Raw genomic sequence first — 17213 nt, 5'->3', positions numbered from 1 at the left:
CTTTATTTTAACTCTGCCCAACTTTTGCCTACACTAAGGCTAGTTTTAAGCTTTACATTTAATCCATAAGCATTTTCCATAATATTACGAGCTATTTTAGAAAACTCTAAAACTCTTTCGTCTTTTACTTCAAATATTAATTCATCATGAATTTGCAAAATTAATTTAATTTCTTTATTTAAATATGGATAAAGTTTAATCATAGCTAATTTAATTAAATCAGCAGCCGAGCCTTGCAAAATACTATTTATACATTCTCTATCGTGTGCGTTATTAACCTTAATATCGTTTGTATATTTAAAAAATCTCTTTCTACCTAAAAGAGTTTTTATATAGCCTAAATCTTTTGTTTGTTTTTTTGTATTTTCAAAATAATCTTTAATACTACTAAAAGAATTAAAGTATTTTTTGATATATTCACTAGCTTCACTATAAGGTATTTTTAGCTCTTCACTAAGACGCCTTGCACCCATTCCATAAATTAGACCAAAGTTTATGCTTTTTGCATAATTTCTCTTTTCTTTATCACTTTCTTTAAAAATCTCAATCGCTGTTCTTGTATGAATATCTTCATCTAATAAAAAGGCTTTTAATAAATTTTCATCTTTACTAAAATGAGCAAGCATTCTTAATTCTATTTGAGAATAATCAAGACTTATGAAAGAATATCCTTGCTTTGCAACAAAGGCTTCTTTTAATAAATTAGCATATTTGCTTCTTGCTGGAATGTTTTGTAAATTTGGATTATTTGAGCTAAGTCTTCCAGTAGCTGTTCCTGTTTGTAAGAAATTTGAGCGAACTATAAATTCATCTTCATTATTTGTATTTAACTCAAGTAAAGGTAGAACATAAGTGCTTAAAACCTTATTAGCACTTCTATATTCTAAGATTATTTTAGCCACAGGATGAGCTAGGTTTTGCAGTGCTTCTTCGTTTGTTGAGCCTTTATAATTATTAGGGAGTGCTAATTTCTCATATAAAATCTCTTTTAATTGCTTAGGAGAATTTAGATTAAAGCTTTCGCCAACTTCGCTAAATACTTGCTCTTCTAATTCTTTTAAATTATTTTCTAAGATTGTTTTTAATTCTAATAATTTATTTTTATTAAGACTAATTCCATTAGTTTCTAAAGAAATTAAAACTTTAATAAACTCACATTCATAAACAAAATCTTTTTTACGCTCATCATCTAATTTTGAATACACATATTCATAAATAGCTTTTGTAATGAACGCATCTTCGCTTGCATATTTACAAGCTAAAGCTGTATCAATATCGCTAAAATTTTCGCCCTTTTTTACCACTTCTTCAAAAGCTAAGCAAGAATAATCAAAATATTCTTTAGCTAAAAAATCAAGAGAAAATTTTGAGCTTGGATCAAGCAACCAAGCTGCTATCATACTATCTTTATAATTTTTTGGAAAATTAATTCCTAAATCATTTGAAAGCATTTTTAAATCAAACTTTAAATTATGTCCTATGATTTCATTTTCAAATAATTTTGTAATAGCTTTAATTGCATCTTCTTTTGAAATATTTTTTGAATTTTTATGCAAAATCGGCACATAATAACTATTGTTCTCATAACAAAATGAAAAACCAACAATCTTATCATCAAAATTAAGCCCCGTTGTTTCTGTATCAAAACCTATTACGCCATTAATACTATCAACAACTTTAAATAATTCTTCTTTTGTATCTAATAAAATAGCATTAAAATCCATTGATATTTCTTTTTGTTTTTCTACTTTTACTTCATTGTTTATTAGCTTTAAAAACTTAAATAATTCAAATTCTCTTAATTCATCAGCTATATTATTAAATACATTTATGCTAGGTTTTCTAGCACTTTCTAAGAAATCTCCTAAAGGCAAATCATCAACTAATTTTGCTAATTTCTTAGATAAAATCGCATCTTCTTTATGCTCTATTAGTTTTTTTTGTGAGCTTTTATTGCCTAAAACATTTAAATTTTTATATACATTATCAAGGCTTCCATATTCATTTAATAATTTCTTCGCAGCAACTGGACCTATACCAGGAATACCTTTAAAATTATCTGCACTATCGCCTACTAATGTTAAATAATCTAGCATTTGATTAGGCTTTACTCCGAATTTTTCTAAACACGCTAATTCATTAATAATTTCATAGTTTTTGCCTATTAGCTCGGTATTATTATCATCAAGTAATTGATAAAGGTCTTTATCGGTTGAATAAATGCTTGTAAATAAGCCTTTTTCTTTTGCGTATTTTGCAACACTTGCTATTACATCATCGGCTTCGTAATTTGATACTTCTATGCTTAAAAATCCTGATTTTTTAATAAGCTCAATACAAATTGGAATCTGAACTCTTAAATCATCTTCTAATTCTTTTCTATTTGCTTTATAGTCTGGCAAAAGCTCTTTTCTAAACGAACCACCTGAGCTATCTAGTGCAAATACTACATAATCGCATTCAACTTCTTCAACGATTTTTAAAATAAAGTTAAGCAAACCAAAAATCATTCCTATTGGTTTTTCATCTTTTGCACTTCTTAAATTTCTCATAGCATAGTATGAGCGAAATAAAACGTTTAAAGTATCAATTACAATTAATTTTTTCATATTAGCAACCTTTAAAGTAGATTTTAAGAATTTGAAATTCCTATTTCAAATTCTTTAGATTAATTATTAAAAAACTCAGGGTGTTTTTTCTTTAATAATTCCATCGTTTTTATAATAAGTCCGAAGTCATCTTCGCAATCAACCTCATCAATTAATTCAAGATATGCAAAAGCTGCTTTTTCTAAACAATTTTCCTTAACTCCTGCATAATATAAAGCTGCTTTATGCATTAAAGCAATTTCTAGCATTAAATCTTCAATTTCTTCATTTTTCATTAAATTTCTCCAAATAAGTTTTAGTTTGTTCGTAGATTTTAGAATATACATTAGAATCTTTATAAGATGAAAATATTCCGCCACTTGCATTAGCGTGTCCGCCACCATTAAAAGCAGTCTTAGCAAATAAACTTACATCTATTTTATTATTTGCTCTAAGAGATATTTTCTTACCTGGATTTATTTCTAAAAAGAAATCATATTCAGGATTTTTAACTAAAAAATCATTACCTATTACACTAACATTGCCTATATCATAAACTAATAAGCCTTTTTTGTCTTTATAATATATTGTGTAATCTTCTTTGTTTTCGCTTAAAATTCTTACTAAATAATCACTTATTAGATTGCATAAGGTATCGTTTTTATTACTTTTAAAAAACTCTTTTTTAATTTTATGTGTTGCATCTTCTAATGCAATATGTGGCTCATTTAGATGAAAAAATTCCTTAGCTTTATTTAATAAAAAGAACATATAAGCATGGTTTTGCTTAGCAAACATAACTCTATTAATCTCTTTACTACTTGCAATTATTTGCATTAAAATTTTGCCTAATTCAAAATGCTTGTTATCACTTAGCCAAATATCAATACTATTAATAATATCAACCATTAAACTAAGCTCTTTATCTTCGCCAAAAATTTTGCTAAAAAAATCATAAGTAATCTTAGTAGCACACCTTGAGCTATCTAGCAAATACCACGGATATTTTTCCATACAAGCCTTGCCTGTTTGATGATGATCTAGTAGTAATAATTTAGCATTTTCTAACTTTGCAACCCTATTGCTAAAATCTTCGCAAACACTATCAATTGGATTTACATCGGTTATTAAAATAAGTGCTAATTCATTTGGATTTGCTTCTATTTTTTGTATGATTTCATCAAATCTTTCTTCAATTTCTTTGCCATAATTAGAATTATAAAATTCACAATTTTTAAAATAATTAGCTACTACATATTGACAGCCATATCCATCTAAATCAGTATGGCTTAAGTGATATATCTTCATTATTTTCCTTTCTAAATATCTGCATCAATATTGCCTAAGTTATTAAAGTTTGTATTATTTGCCATTTCTGAAAATGCTAATACAACAACTTGCTTTAAGCCATATTTCATGCAAATTTCAGCTATTTTTCTTCTTACATTAGATTCTACTAATAATACAAAAGCACTAGATTGCATACTATAATGCTCATTTACCTTATCGTTTAATGCAGTATATAGTGCATGAGTTTGCTCCATATTAATAGCTAAGGTAATATTTCCTAATTTATTTGTTACTAACATTTCTTGCAATCTTGCATTTACCTTATTTGAAAATGCGTAAAATTGTAAAGTGCCGTTCTCATCTAAATATAAATTAGTAATAACCCTATTTAAAGCAACTCTTACATGATCGGTTATAATATCTTCATCTTGAGTAACTTTTGCTAAAACTATGATTTGTTCTAAAATACTTCCCATATCTTTAATAGGGATTTGATCTTTTAATAATTGTCTTAAAACTTTTTGAATTAAGCTAATAGGAGCTACTTTTAAGCATTCTTCTACAACAATGCTTTGGGTTGCTTTTAATTTTTCTAATAAATAATGCACTTCTTGTAAGGTTAAAAGCTCGGCAGCATTTTGCTTAATTAATTCACTAATATGAGTACAAATCACAGCTCCTGGATGAGCTACAACATAACCACTCATAGTAGCTTTGTTTTTCTCACTTGGATCAATCCAAATAGCTTTTGAGCCAAAAGCAGGCTCAATTACTTCAATACCTTCAAGCTCATCAGTTTCATCAAAACCATTATCAATTGCTAAAAATTTATCAGGATAAATAATATTTTTTGCAACAGGAATTCCTCTTATAATAAAGCAATATTCATTAGGTTGTAACTGCAAATTATCAGTAATTCTTATATCTTGCATTAAAAAGCCTAAGTTTTTAGCTATTGTTTGACGCATTGTAGGAATTCTATCTACTAAGTCATTTTCAGCAATTTTAAGTAAAGAATAACCTATTTGAAGTTCTAACATTTCAAGCTTTAAGCTATCTTCTGTCTTTTTCTTTCTTTCAGCTGCAATTTCTGCTTCACTCTTTTTAGGTGGTGTGCTTGGAGCTGCACCTGCACTTGTAGGCGCTTGTTGTCCTGCTTGTGCTTTTGGTTTTGTTTTGGTTTTTAAGAAATTTTCATCTTTAGTTTTGAGCATTAAATAGCCTAAACCAGAAAAGACAAAAGCCATAAAACCCAAAGAAAGCGTAGGAAGACCAGGAACTAAAGCAAAAACAAATAAAATAAATCCTACTATAAATAATGTTTGAGCATCACCAAATAATTGCTCTAAAGATTTTTCAGCAAATGGCTTTTCTTCTTTACTTGCACGAGTGATGATTATAGCTGTTGCAGTTGAAGTAATAAGACCTGGGATTTGAGATACTAGACCATCGCCTATTGTTAAAATAGTATAATAAGAAGCCGCTAGTGAAATATCCATATCATGCTGAAACATACCTATCATTAAGCCACCAACAACGTTAACGATAGTAATAATAATACCAGCTACTGCATCACCTTTAATAAACTTAGAAGATCCATCCATAGCTCCATAGAAGTTTGCTTCTCCTATGATTTCTTGGCGTCTTTCTCTAGCTTGTTCTTCTGTAATAAGACCTGCGTTTAAGTCCGCATCAATTGCCATTTGCTTTCCTGGCATTGCATCTAGTGTAAATCTTGCTTGAACTTCACTTACACGAGTTGAACCCTTTGTTACAACCATGAAATTTATTAAAACTAATATACAAAAAACAACCACCCCGATTACATAGTTTCCACCTACAACGAATTCGCCAAAACTTGCGATTATATCGCTAACTGCAGCAGGTCCTTCATGACCTTTGCTTAAAATCATTCTTGTTGTTGCTATGTTTAGACTTAATCTAAAAAGAGTAATTACCAATATTAAGGTAGGAAAGGTTGTAAGATCAGTTGGCTTTGGTATATACATTGAAATTAATATCATAAGCACCGATATTGCAATACTTAAAGCAAGACAAAAATCAAGTATTCCCGAAGGCAATGGAACAATAATAATTGCTAAAATAGCAACTATTAAAAACACCATTGTAAGGCTTTTGAATTTTAGCACCGGTGCTAAATACGGAGCTACTAATTCCCCTATACTTTTTGTCTGTCCTGCCATTATTTTAAAATCTGTTCAAGCGTAATATCTGTTAAAAACACATTGATTTTATTCTGAAGATTATTGATTATTGGATAAATCTTACAAGTATCATGCCTATTATTAGGGCATTTATCATCGCCACTACATTCAAATACTAAAGGCTCTTTTTTCTCAGCTGAAATTATCACATCTTTTATATTTATTTTACTTGCATCTTTTGCTAAAATAAAACCGCCATTTATACCTTTATAGGATTTTAAAATATCAGCTCTTGCTAGGTTTTGTAAAATTTTTGCTAAAAAACTTCTTGGTATATTTAATTCATTTGATAAAGTATCTACATCAACTGGGCTTTGATGTTTTGCTATGTAAATTAAACTAATTAAAGCATACTCACTTGCTCTTGTAAATAACATAATTTTCCTTAAATATTTTTTATATAAATCTTAACTTTTTTTATTTAATACACGAATTAAATTATAATGATTATTGATTAGCTTTATCAGTAAAGCTAAGAGTAAAGTATCTCCTAAAAAAGGAGATTTTTGTATAAACTAACTAGTTTCTTTTAAATATTCAGCAACTTTTTTTAACTGCTTGAAATTCTTCTTTACTTTTTGGCTTTACGCCGTTTTTTTCACACTCTACTAAATAGCTTTCATAGCTTTGTGTTTTTGTTTTAAAAACTTCTAAAATTTTCTTAAACATTGCTTGTCCTTAATTAACTTGTATAAGCAAACTTGCTTCTTAATTAACCTCAAGCACAATTTGAGTTAAGGCGTTCTTTTTCACGCTTTAAGAACTCTTCTTTGCTTAAAGGCTCTTCGTTTGGGTGCTTTTCCTTATGCTCTTTTAAGTAAGCTTCATAATCAGGAATTCCACAAGCTGCTTTTATTTTGTCAAAAAATCCCATAGCTACTCCTTGTTATAATTTAAAATTAAAAGATAGCATAAAATATTTGCTAATTAATTTCTTTTATGTTCTAATCTAAAATCTCTTGGATTTTGTGGGTTTTTGCTTTGCCATAAGCCTAGTTTGTTTACTCTTGCATATTTTTCATCTTCTAAATATTTTTTAGTGTAATTTTGATACGACCAAGCACATCCATTTCTTACCATTTTTTGATTTATATCTTCATTATTCGCATAAACTATACCTACTACTCTTCCGTATTTATCCTTATCTTTTATTTCTAATTTAATCTCTTTTCCTTTTAAAAAATCTCCTAACATATCCTTACAAAACTGCCCGTATTCTTGAGCGCTCTCAGGTGCGTCTATACCATAAAATCTAACTTTTATTTTTTCTCCTTTTGCAAGTAAGGTTATAGTATCTCCATCACTTACATGCTCTAGTGAATATTCTTTAGTAAAAGAGCTAAAATAAGAAAAATTTGCAACAACTAAAAATATAATTAAAGCTATTATTTGATATTTAAATGGTAGTTTTTGAATTAATTTCATTTGTGCTTTTGTAGGTTTTTTCATAATTTATCCTTATAATTTTTATTGCATATAATAATAAAATTATTTAATATTGCAGTGTAATTCCTATTTCAAATTCTTAAAATAGGAATTTATTTTAATGTAGGCTAAATTTAAGCGGAACACTAATATCTAAAACTCTATCATATTTTTTAAATTTAGCATTTTCTACGCTTTTAATACCTGCTTGATTTAAGTTTTCGTATTTTGATGCTTTGATAATTTTTATATTTCTTGCATTTCCATAATCATAAGTAAATCCAACAACCACAATTCCTTGTTCTCTTCTTTTTCTAGAACTCATAGGATAATTTTTCTTAGCACTTTTATTCAATACTGATTGTATATGAGATATAAGCTCATCTTTAGTATTTCCACCTGCCATTGTTTCATTGCTTGGCTTATTATCCTTTATATTGCTTACTTGATTATTTACTTCGTTTATTTCTTGTTTTGCTTCTTCTTTAATTACTTGTTCTTCTTTAATTTCTTTTTTTACTTCCTTTTTTCTTTCTTTTTTAACTTCTTTTTTTGGCTTTTTGAAATGTTTTTTCTTAATAGCTAGCGGCTCTTCTACTATCTCTTCTTTAACTTCTTCTATAATCTCTTCTACTATCTCTTCTTTAATTACTTCTTCTTTAACCGCTACGCTAGGAGTATAAAAAAGCACCGATAATGCCTTATCATTCTTAATCTCACTTGCCTTTACATCGAATTTTAAAAAATACACCAACAAAATCGCATGAATTAAAAAGGAGATAAAAAATGCGATTTTATTTTTGTGTTGCAATAGCGAAATTTTCATGTCTTAATTCTTTTAACAAATCTATTACCATTACAAAATACTTATAACTAGCGTTTTCGTCTGAGCGTAAAATAATTATTTCATCTTTACTTATACTATTTAAGCTAGACTTTAGTTCTTCGTAGTTTAAAGCTTTGTCATTGTAAAAAAATTCACCATTTTCATTAATACTAATAAAAGTCTTTTGCTTATCTTCTACACTTACACTATTTTCTGATTTTGGTAAGTTTATAGCGATTTTTTCTTCTGCTATAAAGGTGCTAACGCTTAGCACGATACATAGTAAAACCAGCATAATATCAATGAATGGAACTAGATTTAAACCTTCTTTATTTACTCTCATTGCCAAACTCTGCTAATTTTACTTCTACTTTTCTATTAAAAGCGTTGTATATCATAAGAGTAGGAATTGCTACAACAAGTCCAAGTGCTGTTGCTTTGAGTGCAAGTGAAAGTCCTAGCATAATGTTTTTTGCATCCATACTAGCAGCATTTGCCATATCATAAAAAGTAATCATAATTCCAATAACCGTGCCTAAAAGCCCGATATAAGGTGCATTTTGATAAACGATGTAAAGACAGGTAAGATTTTTGCTAAGTGCTACTTCTAACTCATCTTTATTTTTATAATTATTTACCTTTACATTACTAAAAAATATAAGTCTTTCAATACTAAATGCTAAAACTAAAAAACTCATAAAAAACAAAATAGCAAAAACAAAATAATCTAAATATTCTTTTAAAAATTCCATCTCTTCTCCTAAATACTAAAATAAACACATAATGCTGTAATAACAATGCCTAAAATTGTAGATATTAAAGCACCCTTTTTATCTCTTTTACAAAACGCTGTTAAAAAAAGCCCTGAGATATAAAAAATCGCTAAAGCAACAGCAAAACCAACTGCTAAAATATCAAACCAAACACCACCATTAGATTTATGCAAAAGTAATAAAACACCATATAAATTCCTATCAAAAGATAAAAATCTATGTTCATCTTTACCTAATTTAATCAAGTATTTATTACTTAAAGTTCCCATAGAATAAGTATTTCTTGCAAATTTTACACTTGTATCATCTGGCATTTTTAAATTATTTTCTTTAATAAGATTTATCATTATATCTTTAGCGTTATTGTGATTTACCTCATCTTTTATTTTAATTTCTAAAGTATTTGCTCCAGCATTTACTCCATAACCAAAAATATAAAAAGCTCCCGTAACAGCATAAATTAATGCCATAGGTAAGAAAAACAAGCTTAGATATAAATGTATTTTCATCCAAGTTTTATTACTAATCATTATTTATCCTTAAAAATCATATTTGAAACTTAAATAAAAGCTTCTTCTATTAGTGTAATCTTCATATTCATTGCCCCAAACCATAGTTTTTGTTCTTTGCCCTGTTTCATATTCGTAAGGACTAAAGTAATTCTTATCAAAAATGTTATAAACTACAAAAGAAAGCGATGAATTCTTCGTAAAATCATAATTAAAACCTAAATCAAATGTATAAAAATCTTTATATTTAGGCTTATTAATAGGTGCTTCGCTAAAGTCTTTTAATGTATTAAGCCTAGCATTTGCTTGAAAAAATGATGAGAATTTATCTTTTTTATAATTTAGCATTGCGTTAATTATATGCTTTGGCAAGCCTTCAACCCTATTTGTGCCAAATCTATTCTCTTTATCATCGTAAGTTTTATTCATAAATGTATAACTTGAATTAATACTAAAACCGTTAAAGCTAGCACTCTTAAAGCTTAGTTCAATTCCTTTTGTAGTGTTTTTATCTTTATTGATAGGAATTCTACAAACTTTGTGATTATTTCTTGCGCTTGCTGGTTTTTCACAAATTAAGCCATTTGGCATTAAATCACCATCTGAAAATCTTTCTTGAGCTATTTCGTTTTTAAGCTTTGTAATAAATCCAACTACACTAAAATTATTATCCAAATAATCAACATAAAATCCTAATTCATAGTTAATACTATTTTCTGGTTTTAAATTAGGATTACCATAAATATTTCTGCCACCACTTCTTACTGTTCCTAATAAGCCATTATAAATTTCTTTAATTTTTGGTAATTTATAGCCTTTTGAAACCCCACCTTTAATAGTAAAATTATCATTTAGATTATAACTAGCATAAATTCTAGGGCTTATTTCTTTATCAAATAAATTGCTTTTTGTGTATCTTAAACCTTGAATAATAGTTAGATTTTCTGGCAAAAAATATTCTAATTCTAAATATGGCGAATAAGTTTTCTGGCTTAATTTCTTACCATTTAACATTTTGCTTTCATATTCACTTTCGCCCTTATAATCTTCATATTGATAATTAATCCCAGCACTTAAAGTCGCAATGCCAAACTTATCAAAATCAAATGGATGAATTAGCTTATTATCAATTACTATTGTTTTGCCTTTTGAATTAGCGCTTTTATCTTTTATTAGATTAGTTTGCGCAAAGCTATTTATGCTTGTTGTATCAATCTCACCTTTATAATCTAATGCAAAATTATCTTGAATTACTTTTTTATCTCTTTCTTCGCTCTTATCTGATATATAAAAAATCTCTGAATTAATTCTTTCATAATCAAAATATATATTATGATTATCTAAAAAATTATAATTAAGTCTAGTTCCTATATTATAATTTTGTAATTTATCCCCTTGATTACTTGCTAAAATACCATTAGGATAAACTAATTTTGAAGCACCTTTTTTATAATACTTTGCTCTAAAGCTTGAACTAAAATTATCAGTTATAGGAATGTTTAAAAATGTTTCAAAACCACCGCTATTTGCATACCTACTATGCTGGTTTATAAGGGTATTTAACTTTAAACTTGCATAAAATTTATTTGTATTTTTCTTAGTAATTATATTGATTACACCACCTACTGCATCACTTCCGTATAAAGTTGAACTAGCACCTTTTATTACTTCAATTCTTTCTATTGCTTCAATCGGAGGAATTGCAAAACCATCGCTTGGGCTAATATCGTGGTCAAAAAATCCTGCTATGCTGTTTTTTCTCTTCCCATCTACTAAAACTAATACATAATCCTTACCAAAACCACGAATACTAAAATTGCTAGTTCCTTGATTGTTAAAGCTTACATCAATTCCTGCAATATTTTTTAAAGCTTGTCCTAAATCTTGGATATTTTTACTTTTTAAATCTTCTTGAGTAATTATATTTATAGTTGCAGGTGCATTTTTGATATCTTGCTCATATCCACTAGCAGTCACTACAACTTCATCCAAAATAATGTTTTCATTAGCAAAGATAAAATTACTTGTAAGTAAAAACATAGAAAATACTAATTTTCTCTTAAACATTCATATCCTTTTATGATAGTAATTATAAAAATTTTTATTAAAACATAACAATCTTAAAATATACTTAAAATTATTATCATTATATAATTTGCGACTTATTTCTAAATCGCAAATTTAAATAATATTAAAACTTATAACTAAAGCTAATTCTTACATCACGACCAGCTTCCCAATCGTTTCTTGAATCACTACCAAATGCTCTTTGTGAATGTGAATAATATGCTTTATTGAAAATATTATTAACGCTTAAATTAAGCTCTAAGCCCTTTGCAAAGCTAGGTGTATAACTTAAATAAACATCGCTTACTGCATAGCTTGGTTTCACAAAAGTTTCAATATTTTTACTTGTTACATAAATCAAGTTATAACCTATGTTTAAATCAATAGGTCTAATGAAATATTCTGCATTAAATGTATATTTATCGCCACTATCGCTATATGCTAAAACACCACCTTTAATGTCGTTTTTGTTTCTTAAATCTGTTTTTTGAGTTGTATAGCTTATGCTTGTTTTAAAATCTTCATAGCTATAACCTGCAAAAAGTTCAAATCCACTTACATTTGCTTTACCACCATTAACACGAGCATAACTTGGATCGCCTTTTTTACCAGTTGTGCTAACCATTTCTTTGATTAAATTTTGGTATTCTGTGTGGAAGTATTTAGCTATAAAATTTACATTGTGACTATCAAAACTATTCTTATAACCAAATCCTATTTCTTTTGCATGTCCTGTTTCAGGCTCTAAATCTTTTGAAGCTATAATAGATGCAGCTTGACCTTCTGTAAGTCTTAAAGACTCAATCGGGTCTGGTCCTCTAAATACTTTTGAATACCCAGCAAATAAATTAAAGCCATTATTAAACTTATAATCAACTGCAATAGCAGGTGAAACATTTTTAAAAGAATAAGAAGTTTGTTTTAAATTATCAGCAAGAGTTGTTAATTTGAAATAATCAAATCTAATTCCAGGAATTACGCTTAAATTACCATAAGCGATTGTATCTTCTACATAGAATGAATGGTTTTGTGCTTTATCATTAGGTGCTAGATTTGCATTTTTAGTAACTATATTGCCACTTGCATCTAAAGACTTGCTACCGCTTTCTTTCATAAATGAACTTGTATTGTAAAATTCATATCCATATTTAAAAGTATGTGTAAATCCACTATTTTCTAATATAGATTTATTATTCAAATACACACCATAAGTTCTTACGCCACCATCAAAAATTCTAGTGCTAGTGTTGTTTGCTTTCACATATTCATCACTAAAAGGTAGCCATTTTAATCTGTGTTCAGTTAAATACGCTCTTAAGTTTAAATCTACTAATTCGCTAGGATTATAATTATAATTTGCTGTATAGGTGTCTCTTAGCATTTTTTGATTTATTAAATCTTGCGATCTTTGTTTTGTAACTGCGTTAGTTCCACCAAATTCAGCTCTAAATGGATATAAGCCCTTATATTCATTATGCTCTAAACTAAGATTTGCTTTGCTATCATCTTTTTCTAAACTTGCTTTAATTAAATAGCTAAGGTCTTTTCCATCTCCACCTATCTCATTACCATTGCCGTCTTTACCATATCCATAATCTTTATGATTTACATAGCCTAATAAACCAAAGCCGTTGTATTGTCCGTATGATGTTAATGACTTTTGCCATTCTTTATTATTACTTGAATAAGAAGTTTTGATTTTACCACCGAAATTACTTCCATCTTCAAGTAAATCAAATGCGTTTGCAGTAGTAAACGCAACCGAACCACCTAAAGCACCAGAGCTATTTACAACACTTAGCACACCTACTCCAACATCAACTGATTTTAATAAATCAGTATCTAAAATCAAATCAGCTGAATGATGAAACACATTTCCACGCTGTCTTGCACCATCTATTGTAATATTAATACCCCTATCATTTACACCACGCATATAAAGTTTTTGGTTTAAATTATTTGTACCACCAACATAAACGCCAGGAATATCACGCATAATATCTCTTATATGAGAAGCATTTTTATTGCTAATATCAAATGAGTCAAGACTAGAATAACCAATAGCATTCGCATTTACCTCAATGGTATCAAGTGTAGCATTATCATTAGCTGCTAAATTAATACCCCCCCCCATTAAACATAAAACTAATGATAGTTTAAAAGATTTTTTCAAGATTTCTCCTTAGTTGATAATTAAAATGATATTCTATAATAAAAAGAGTTAATATTAAAATTTATTATCATTTTAATTTTTATTGTTTAATTAAAGTTATGTTAATTATTAAAATATATTAATTCTTATAATGATTATTAATAAATTCCTTTAAAAATTTATTGTTTTTTTAAAGGAATTTGAATTAGGAATTTACTTTTTAAGTTTGTTAGTTCTTATTTTTTTAAATTTCTTAAAACTATAAAAACAAAATCTATTTATTTTTATGATTAAAATTCCTTAGTTTTATTTTGTAAAATAAGTCTTTTAATAGCTTTAATATTATTAAATTTATTTTCTTAATCTAAACATTAATAATTATGTATTAGATTAAGCAAAATCATTTTGAAAGGAAATTATGAAACAATTTATTTTATTTTTTATTAGCACAATAATTTGTGCATGGGGGGGGGGTATTTTTCAAATTTAGAGTATGAGATAAATACAAACCTTCAAAAAACAAACATAAAAGAAGAAAAAAGCGAGCAAATCCCAAACTCCAAAAATCCAAAAAGTTTTCACTCATCAAGCCTTATAATGCTTAAAGATAATTATTTATTAATTACTTATTTTGCAGGCTCTAAAGAAGGTGCTAAAGATGTAAAAATATATGCAAATCTAAAAGATAATGAAAAAATCAGCGATGCATTTATTTTACTAGATAGACAAAAACTCATGAGTGATACTAAAGAATATATCAAAAAATTAGGAAATCCTGTCCTTGTAACTTGCAATGATAAAATTCATTTATTTGTTGTAGGGGTAAGTTTTGGCGGCTGGGCAAATAGCAAGATATATCATTATGTAAGTGATATAAATATAATTAATTTTAAGTTTAAGCAAAGTCTTAATCTAAGCCCTTATTTAAATATCTCTCATTTGGTGAAAAATAATGCTATGAATATTAGCTTTAGCGATAAACAAGGCTTTATTTTACCTATTTATCATGAACTTTTGAATAAATATTCTCTTGCTTTAGTTTTTGATGAAAGTGGAGAATTGTTAAAAATTAACAAGATTACAAACAAAAATGGCTTGTTTCAACCAAGCGTTATGGCTTTAGATAATTCTAAAATCTTATTTGCTTTTAGAGCTGATAAAAAGGCTAATAATGATTTATATACTCTAACTTGCGATAAATACTTTAAATGTGGTGATTTAGTAAAATCAAATCTTAAAAATTATGATAATTCAGTAGCTTTATTTAATGCAAACAATAAAATTTATCTAATTTATAATAGTGATTTAACAGGCTTGCGAAATACATTAAGCCTAGCTTTAATGGACAAAAACTCAAATTTTACAAAACTTTATGATATTGATAAAGGAGACGAAATGAGTTATGCAAGTGTTGTTAATGATGATAATTCATTTTATATTTCTTATACACATAATCGTGATTTTATTAATTTAAAACAATATTTATTAAAGGATTAAGCATGCACGCTCTTTATACCTTACTTTATCTAGCAATTTTTGTAATTTTTGTGAAAAAATATTCTATAAAGTCAATTATTACTATGTTTTCTATAATCATTCTTACAAATATAAATATCTATAATGAGCTAAGCATAAATGATTTTACTTATAGTATATTCTAAAATATAAGCATAATTAGTCTTTATTTGCTAATGTTAATTATTTTTAAGCAAACTAGGTATATAGATTTTAAAGGCTCTTTGTTTGTGTTTTGCATTAATTTTATTTTTTTACTTGCTTATTTGAATATAATTAGCGTTGATATTTATAGTAATTTTAATGTAATAGTGCTTATGATAATCTGCTTGATTGCTTATTTTATTAATAAAAACCTTGCTTTGATTTATTTATTTGCATTATTTTTAAGTATGTTTGTGATTAATAAATTTAATTTATTTTTTGATATTTTATCGCTTCTCATCTCTTTTATTTTTATAATCATAAGAGCTAAAAATAATTGATATTTTTATAATTCCTATTTCAAATTCCAAGAAAATTTTAAAGAATTTAAAATAGGAATTTGAATTCGGAATTTATAAGTAATAATATAAGTAAATTAAATAAATACATTCACTCTAATTATTCACATAACTAAAGGCTAACCTTAAGAGCACAACAATTCAAACAATATAATACATTCAAATTCCACTAATTAATTATCTTTTAAACTCAAAATTATATTAAATACTTTTTGAATTATCCAAGTTTAAGAAGTTATATTTATTTAGATATCTAAAAAAGAACTTGTAATTAAATAAACAGATGAACTTTACAATGTTTGTGTATGTTAAATTGAAAACTTTTATATCTTATTATATAAAAATATAATTTTTACTTTTATTGTATTTTTATTTTTATAATAGCTTAAAAAACTTATCACATTTATTTATAAAATCATGAACTATATTTTAATTTATTTATATTTTATAAAATTTCAATCAATTATATAATGAAAGTTTATCGGGGTGGCTAAGCCAGTTGCCCGATATTTTACCAACCTTGTGGTGATTTCAAACTCTTAAATGTTTTGCTAGAATTAGGTTTGAGCTGATATTTTAGGCTAAAAATCTTAACTTTAAGCTTAAAGATTTCTTATTTTTCCACAAAACTGCTGTTTTTGCCAAAATTTTCAAAGTGGAAAATAAGCAAACTTTAAGTTAGCTTAAATCCTTACAAGCTAGACAAGTTTACCTAGCTCTTTCAAACCTAATTCTAGCAAAACATGGTTTGAAACATCGCATTATGCATCAATTGGTGGAGTTTGTGAGCTGTCAAACTTAATTCTAGCAAAACATGGTTTGAAACTTTCTTACTTTGTGAAACTTTAAGTAATTTAAAGTTTCTTTCAAACCTAATTCTAGCAAAACATGGTTTGAAACTCAGAATTTCATAAAGCAATGGTTTTGATGTTTTCCCTTTCAAACCTAATTCTAGCAAAACATGGTTTGAAACAACAATCATTTATGAGAATAAACACTTAATTTATCTTTCAAACCTAATTCTAGCAAAACATGGTTTGAAACAAAACATATAAATTAAACATCGCACAAATTGTTATAACTTTCAAACCTAATTCTAGCAAAAACATAGTTTAAAAACAAAAGGTAATAAATAGGTCGCTCATAAAGCCTAATAAAAAGCTTTAGTAAAATTTGTATTTTAATTTCTATTATTAAAATTTTGGTAGTTCTTTTATATTTTTAATATAATTAAAACAATATAAACACTCTAATCTTTCAAGTTCTAAATTAAATTAAAATCTTATAAATAAACCATATATTCTATTAGAATAATTATATTTATTGTAATAAGATTAGTT

General features: G+C 27.0%; 17 protein-coding genes. 3 read left to right on the top strand and 14 right to left on the bottom strand.

Translation table 11 applies throughout. From position 1 onward, the window contains the following. Nucleotides 1-2: 2 nt before the first annotated feature. The 14 genes from polA to AC1B00_RS07550 all read right to left on the bottom strand — a co-directional run bounded on the left by polA (nucleotide 3) and on the right by AC1B00_RS07550 (nucleotide 13876). Nucleotides 3-2609 (bottom strand): DNA polymerase I, encoded by a 2607-nt coding sequence (gene polA, locus AC1B00_RS07615; RefSeq protein WP_488849107.1) that lies wholly within the window; start codon nucleotides 2607-2609, stop codon nucleotides 3-5. 59 nt (nucleotides 2610-2668) lie between these two features. Continuing rightward, nucleotides 2669-2884: a hypothetical protein gene (locus AC1B00_RS07610; RefSeq protein WP_336612063.1), complete on the bottom strand. Its 216-nt coding sequence runs from the start codon at nucleotides 2882-2884 to the stop codon at nucleotides 2669-2671. Continuing rightward, a complete protein-coding gene (locus AC1B00_RS07605) occupies nucleotides 2874-3896 on the bottom strand; it encodes a DHH family phosphoesterase (RefSeq protein WP_336612064.1) in 1023 nt (340 codons plus the stop codon). The genes AC1B00_RS07610 and AC1B00_RS07605 overlap by 11 nt, the downstream gene beginning before the upstream one ends. An 11-nt stretch (nucleotides 3897-3907) precedes the next feature. After that, nucleotides 3908-6082: a flagellar biosynthesis protein FlhA gene (gene flhA, locus AC1B00_RS07600; protein WP_488849104.1), complete on the bottom strand. Its 2175-nt coding sequence runs from the start codon at nucleotides 6080-6082 to the stop codon at nucleotides 3908-3910. Beyond that, nucleotides 6082-6480 (bottom strand): Rrf2 family transcriptional regulator, encoded by a 399-nt coding sequence (locus tag AC1B00_RS07595; protein ID WP_336612066.1) that lies wholly within the window; start codon nucleotides 6478-6480, stop codon nucleotides 6082-6084. Before AC1B00_RS07595 ends, flhA begins: the two co-directional genes overlap by 1 nt. A 160-nt stretch (nucleotides 6481-6640) precedes the next feature. Beyond that, nucleotides 6641-6772, bottom strand: a complete 132-nt coding sequence (locus tag AC1B00_RS07590) for a hypothetical protein (RefSeq protein ID WP_488849102.1) — start codon at nucleotides 6770-6772, stop codon at nucleotides 6641-6643. A 49-nt stretch (nucleotides 6773-6821) separates the two neighbouring features. After that, entirely contained in the window at nucleotides 6822-6977 is a 156-nt protein-coding gene (locus tag AC1B00_RS07585) for a CstA-like transporter-associated (seleno)protein (protein ID WP_239818040.1), read from the bottom strand. Nucleotides 6978-7030: 53 nt separating this feature from the next. Continuing rightward, nucleotides 7031-7552 carry a thermonuclease family protein gene (locus AC1B00_RS07580; RefSeq protein ID WP_488849099.1) on the bottom strand — a complete coding sequence of 174 codons (522 nt, stop codon included), beginning with the start codon at nucleotides 7550-7552 and terminating at the stop codon, nucleotides 7031-7033. A 94-nt stretch (nucleotides 7553-7646) separates the two neighbouring features. Beyond that, nucleotides 7647-8354 (bottom strand): TonB family protein, encoded by a 708-nt coding sequence (locus tag AC1B00_RS07575; RefSeq protein ID WP_488849097.1) that lies wholly within the window; start codon nucleotides 8352-8354, stop codon nucleotides 7647-7649. Continuing rightward, a complete protein-coding gene (exbD, locus tag AC1B00_RS07570) occupies nucleotides 8323-8697 on the bottom strand; it encodes a TonB system transport protein ExbD (protein WP_488849095.1) in 375 nt (124 codons plus the stop codon). The genes AC1B00_RS07575 and exbD overlap by 32 nt, the downstream gene beginning before the upstream one ends. Then, nucleotides 8684-9106, bottom strand: coding sequence for a TonB-system energizer ExbB (exbB, locus tag AC1B00_RS07565; protein WP_488849093.1), 423 nt, complete (start codon nucleotides 9104-9106; stop codon nucleotides 8684-8686). Before exbB ends, exbD begins: the two co-directional genes overlap by 14 nt. An 8-nt stretch (nucleotides 9107-9114) precedes the next feature. Beyond that, nucleotides 9115-9657: a PepSY-associated TM helix domain-containing protein gene (locus AC1B00_RS07560; protein ID WP_488849091.1), complete on the bottom strand. Its 543-nt coding sequence runs from the start codon at nucleotides 9655-9657 to the stop codon at nucleotides 9115-9117. 9 nt (nucleotides 9658-9666) lie between these two features. Further along, nucleotides 9667-11703, bottom strand: a complete 2037-nt coding sequence (locus tag AC1B00_RS07555; RefSeq protein WP_488849089.1) for a TonB-dependent receptor domain-containing protein — start codon at nucleotides 11701-11703, stop codon at nucleotides 9667-9669. Between the two features lie 124 nt (nucleotides 11704-11827). Next, the gene (locus AC1B00_RS07550) at nucleotides 11828-13876 is read right to left on the bottom strand and encodes a TonB-dependent receptor domain-containing protein (protein WP_488849087.1); all 2049 of its coding nucleotides are present in this window, start codon (nucleotides 13874-13876) and stop codon (nucleotides 11828-11830) included. A gap of 441 nt (nucleotides 13877-14317) precedes the next feature. Between AC1B00_RS07550 and AC1B00_RS07545 the strand changes: the two genes are divergently transcribed. The 3 genes from AC1B00_RS07545 to AC1B00_RS07535 are packed head-to-tail and all read left to right on the top strand — an operon-like array spanning nucleotide 14318 to nucleotide 15855. Beyond that, nucleotides 14318-15352 (top strand): sialidase family protein, encoded by a 1035-nt coding sequence (locus AC1B00_RS07545; protein ID WP_488849085.1) that lies wholly within the window; start codon nucleotides 14318-14320, stop codon nucleotides 15350-15352. Between the two features lie 2 nt (nucleotides 15353-15354). Then, nucleotides 15355-15516: a hypothetical protein gene (locus AC1B00_RS07540; protein WP_488849083.1), complete on the top strand. Its 162-nt coding sequence runs from the start codon at nucleotides 15355-15357 to the stop codon at nucleotides 15514-15516. 30 nt (nucleotides 15517-15546) lie between these two features. Further along, nucleotides 15547-15855, top strand: a complete 309-nt coding sequence (locus tag AC1B00_RS07535; RefSeq protein WP_488849081.1) for a hypothetical protein — start codon at nucleotides 15547-15549, stop codon at nucleotides 15853-15855. Nucleotides 15856-17213 lie beyond the last annotated feature (1358 nt).

The organism is Campylobacter sp. DY7, from assembly GCF_057802535.1.
Note: the sequence above shows the minus strand (reverse complement) of the source record. Positions and strands in the feature narration are given on the sequence as shown.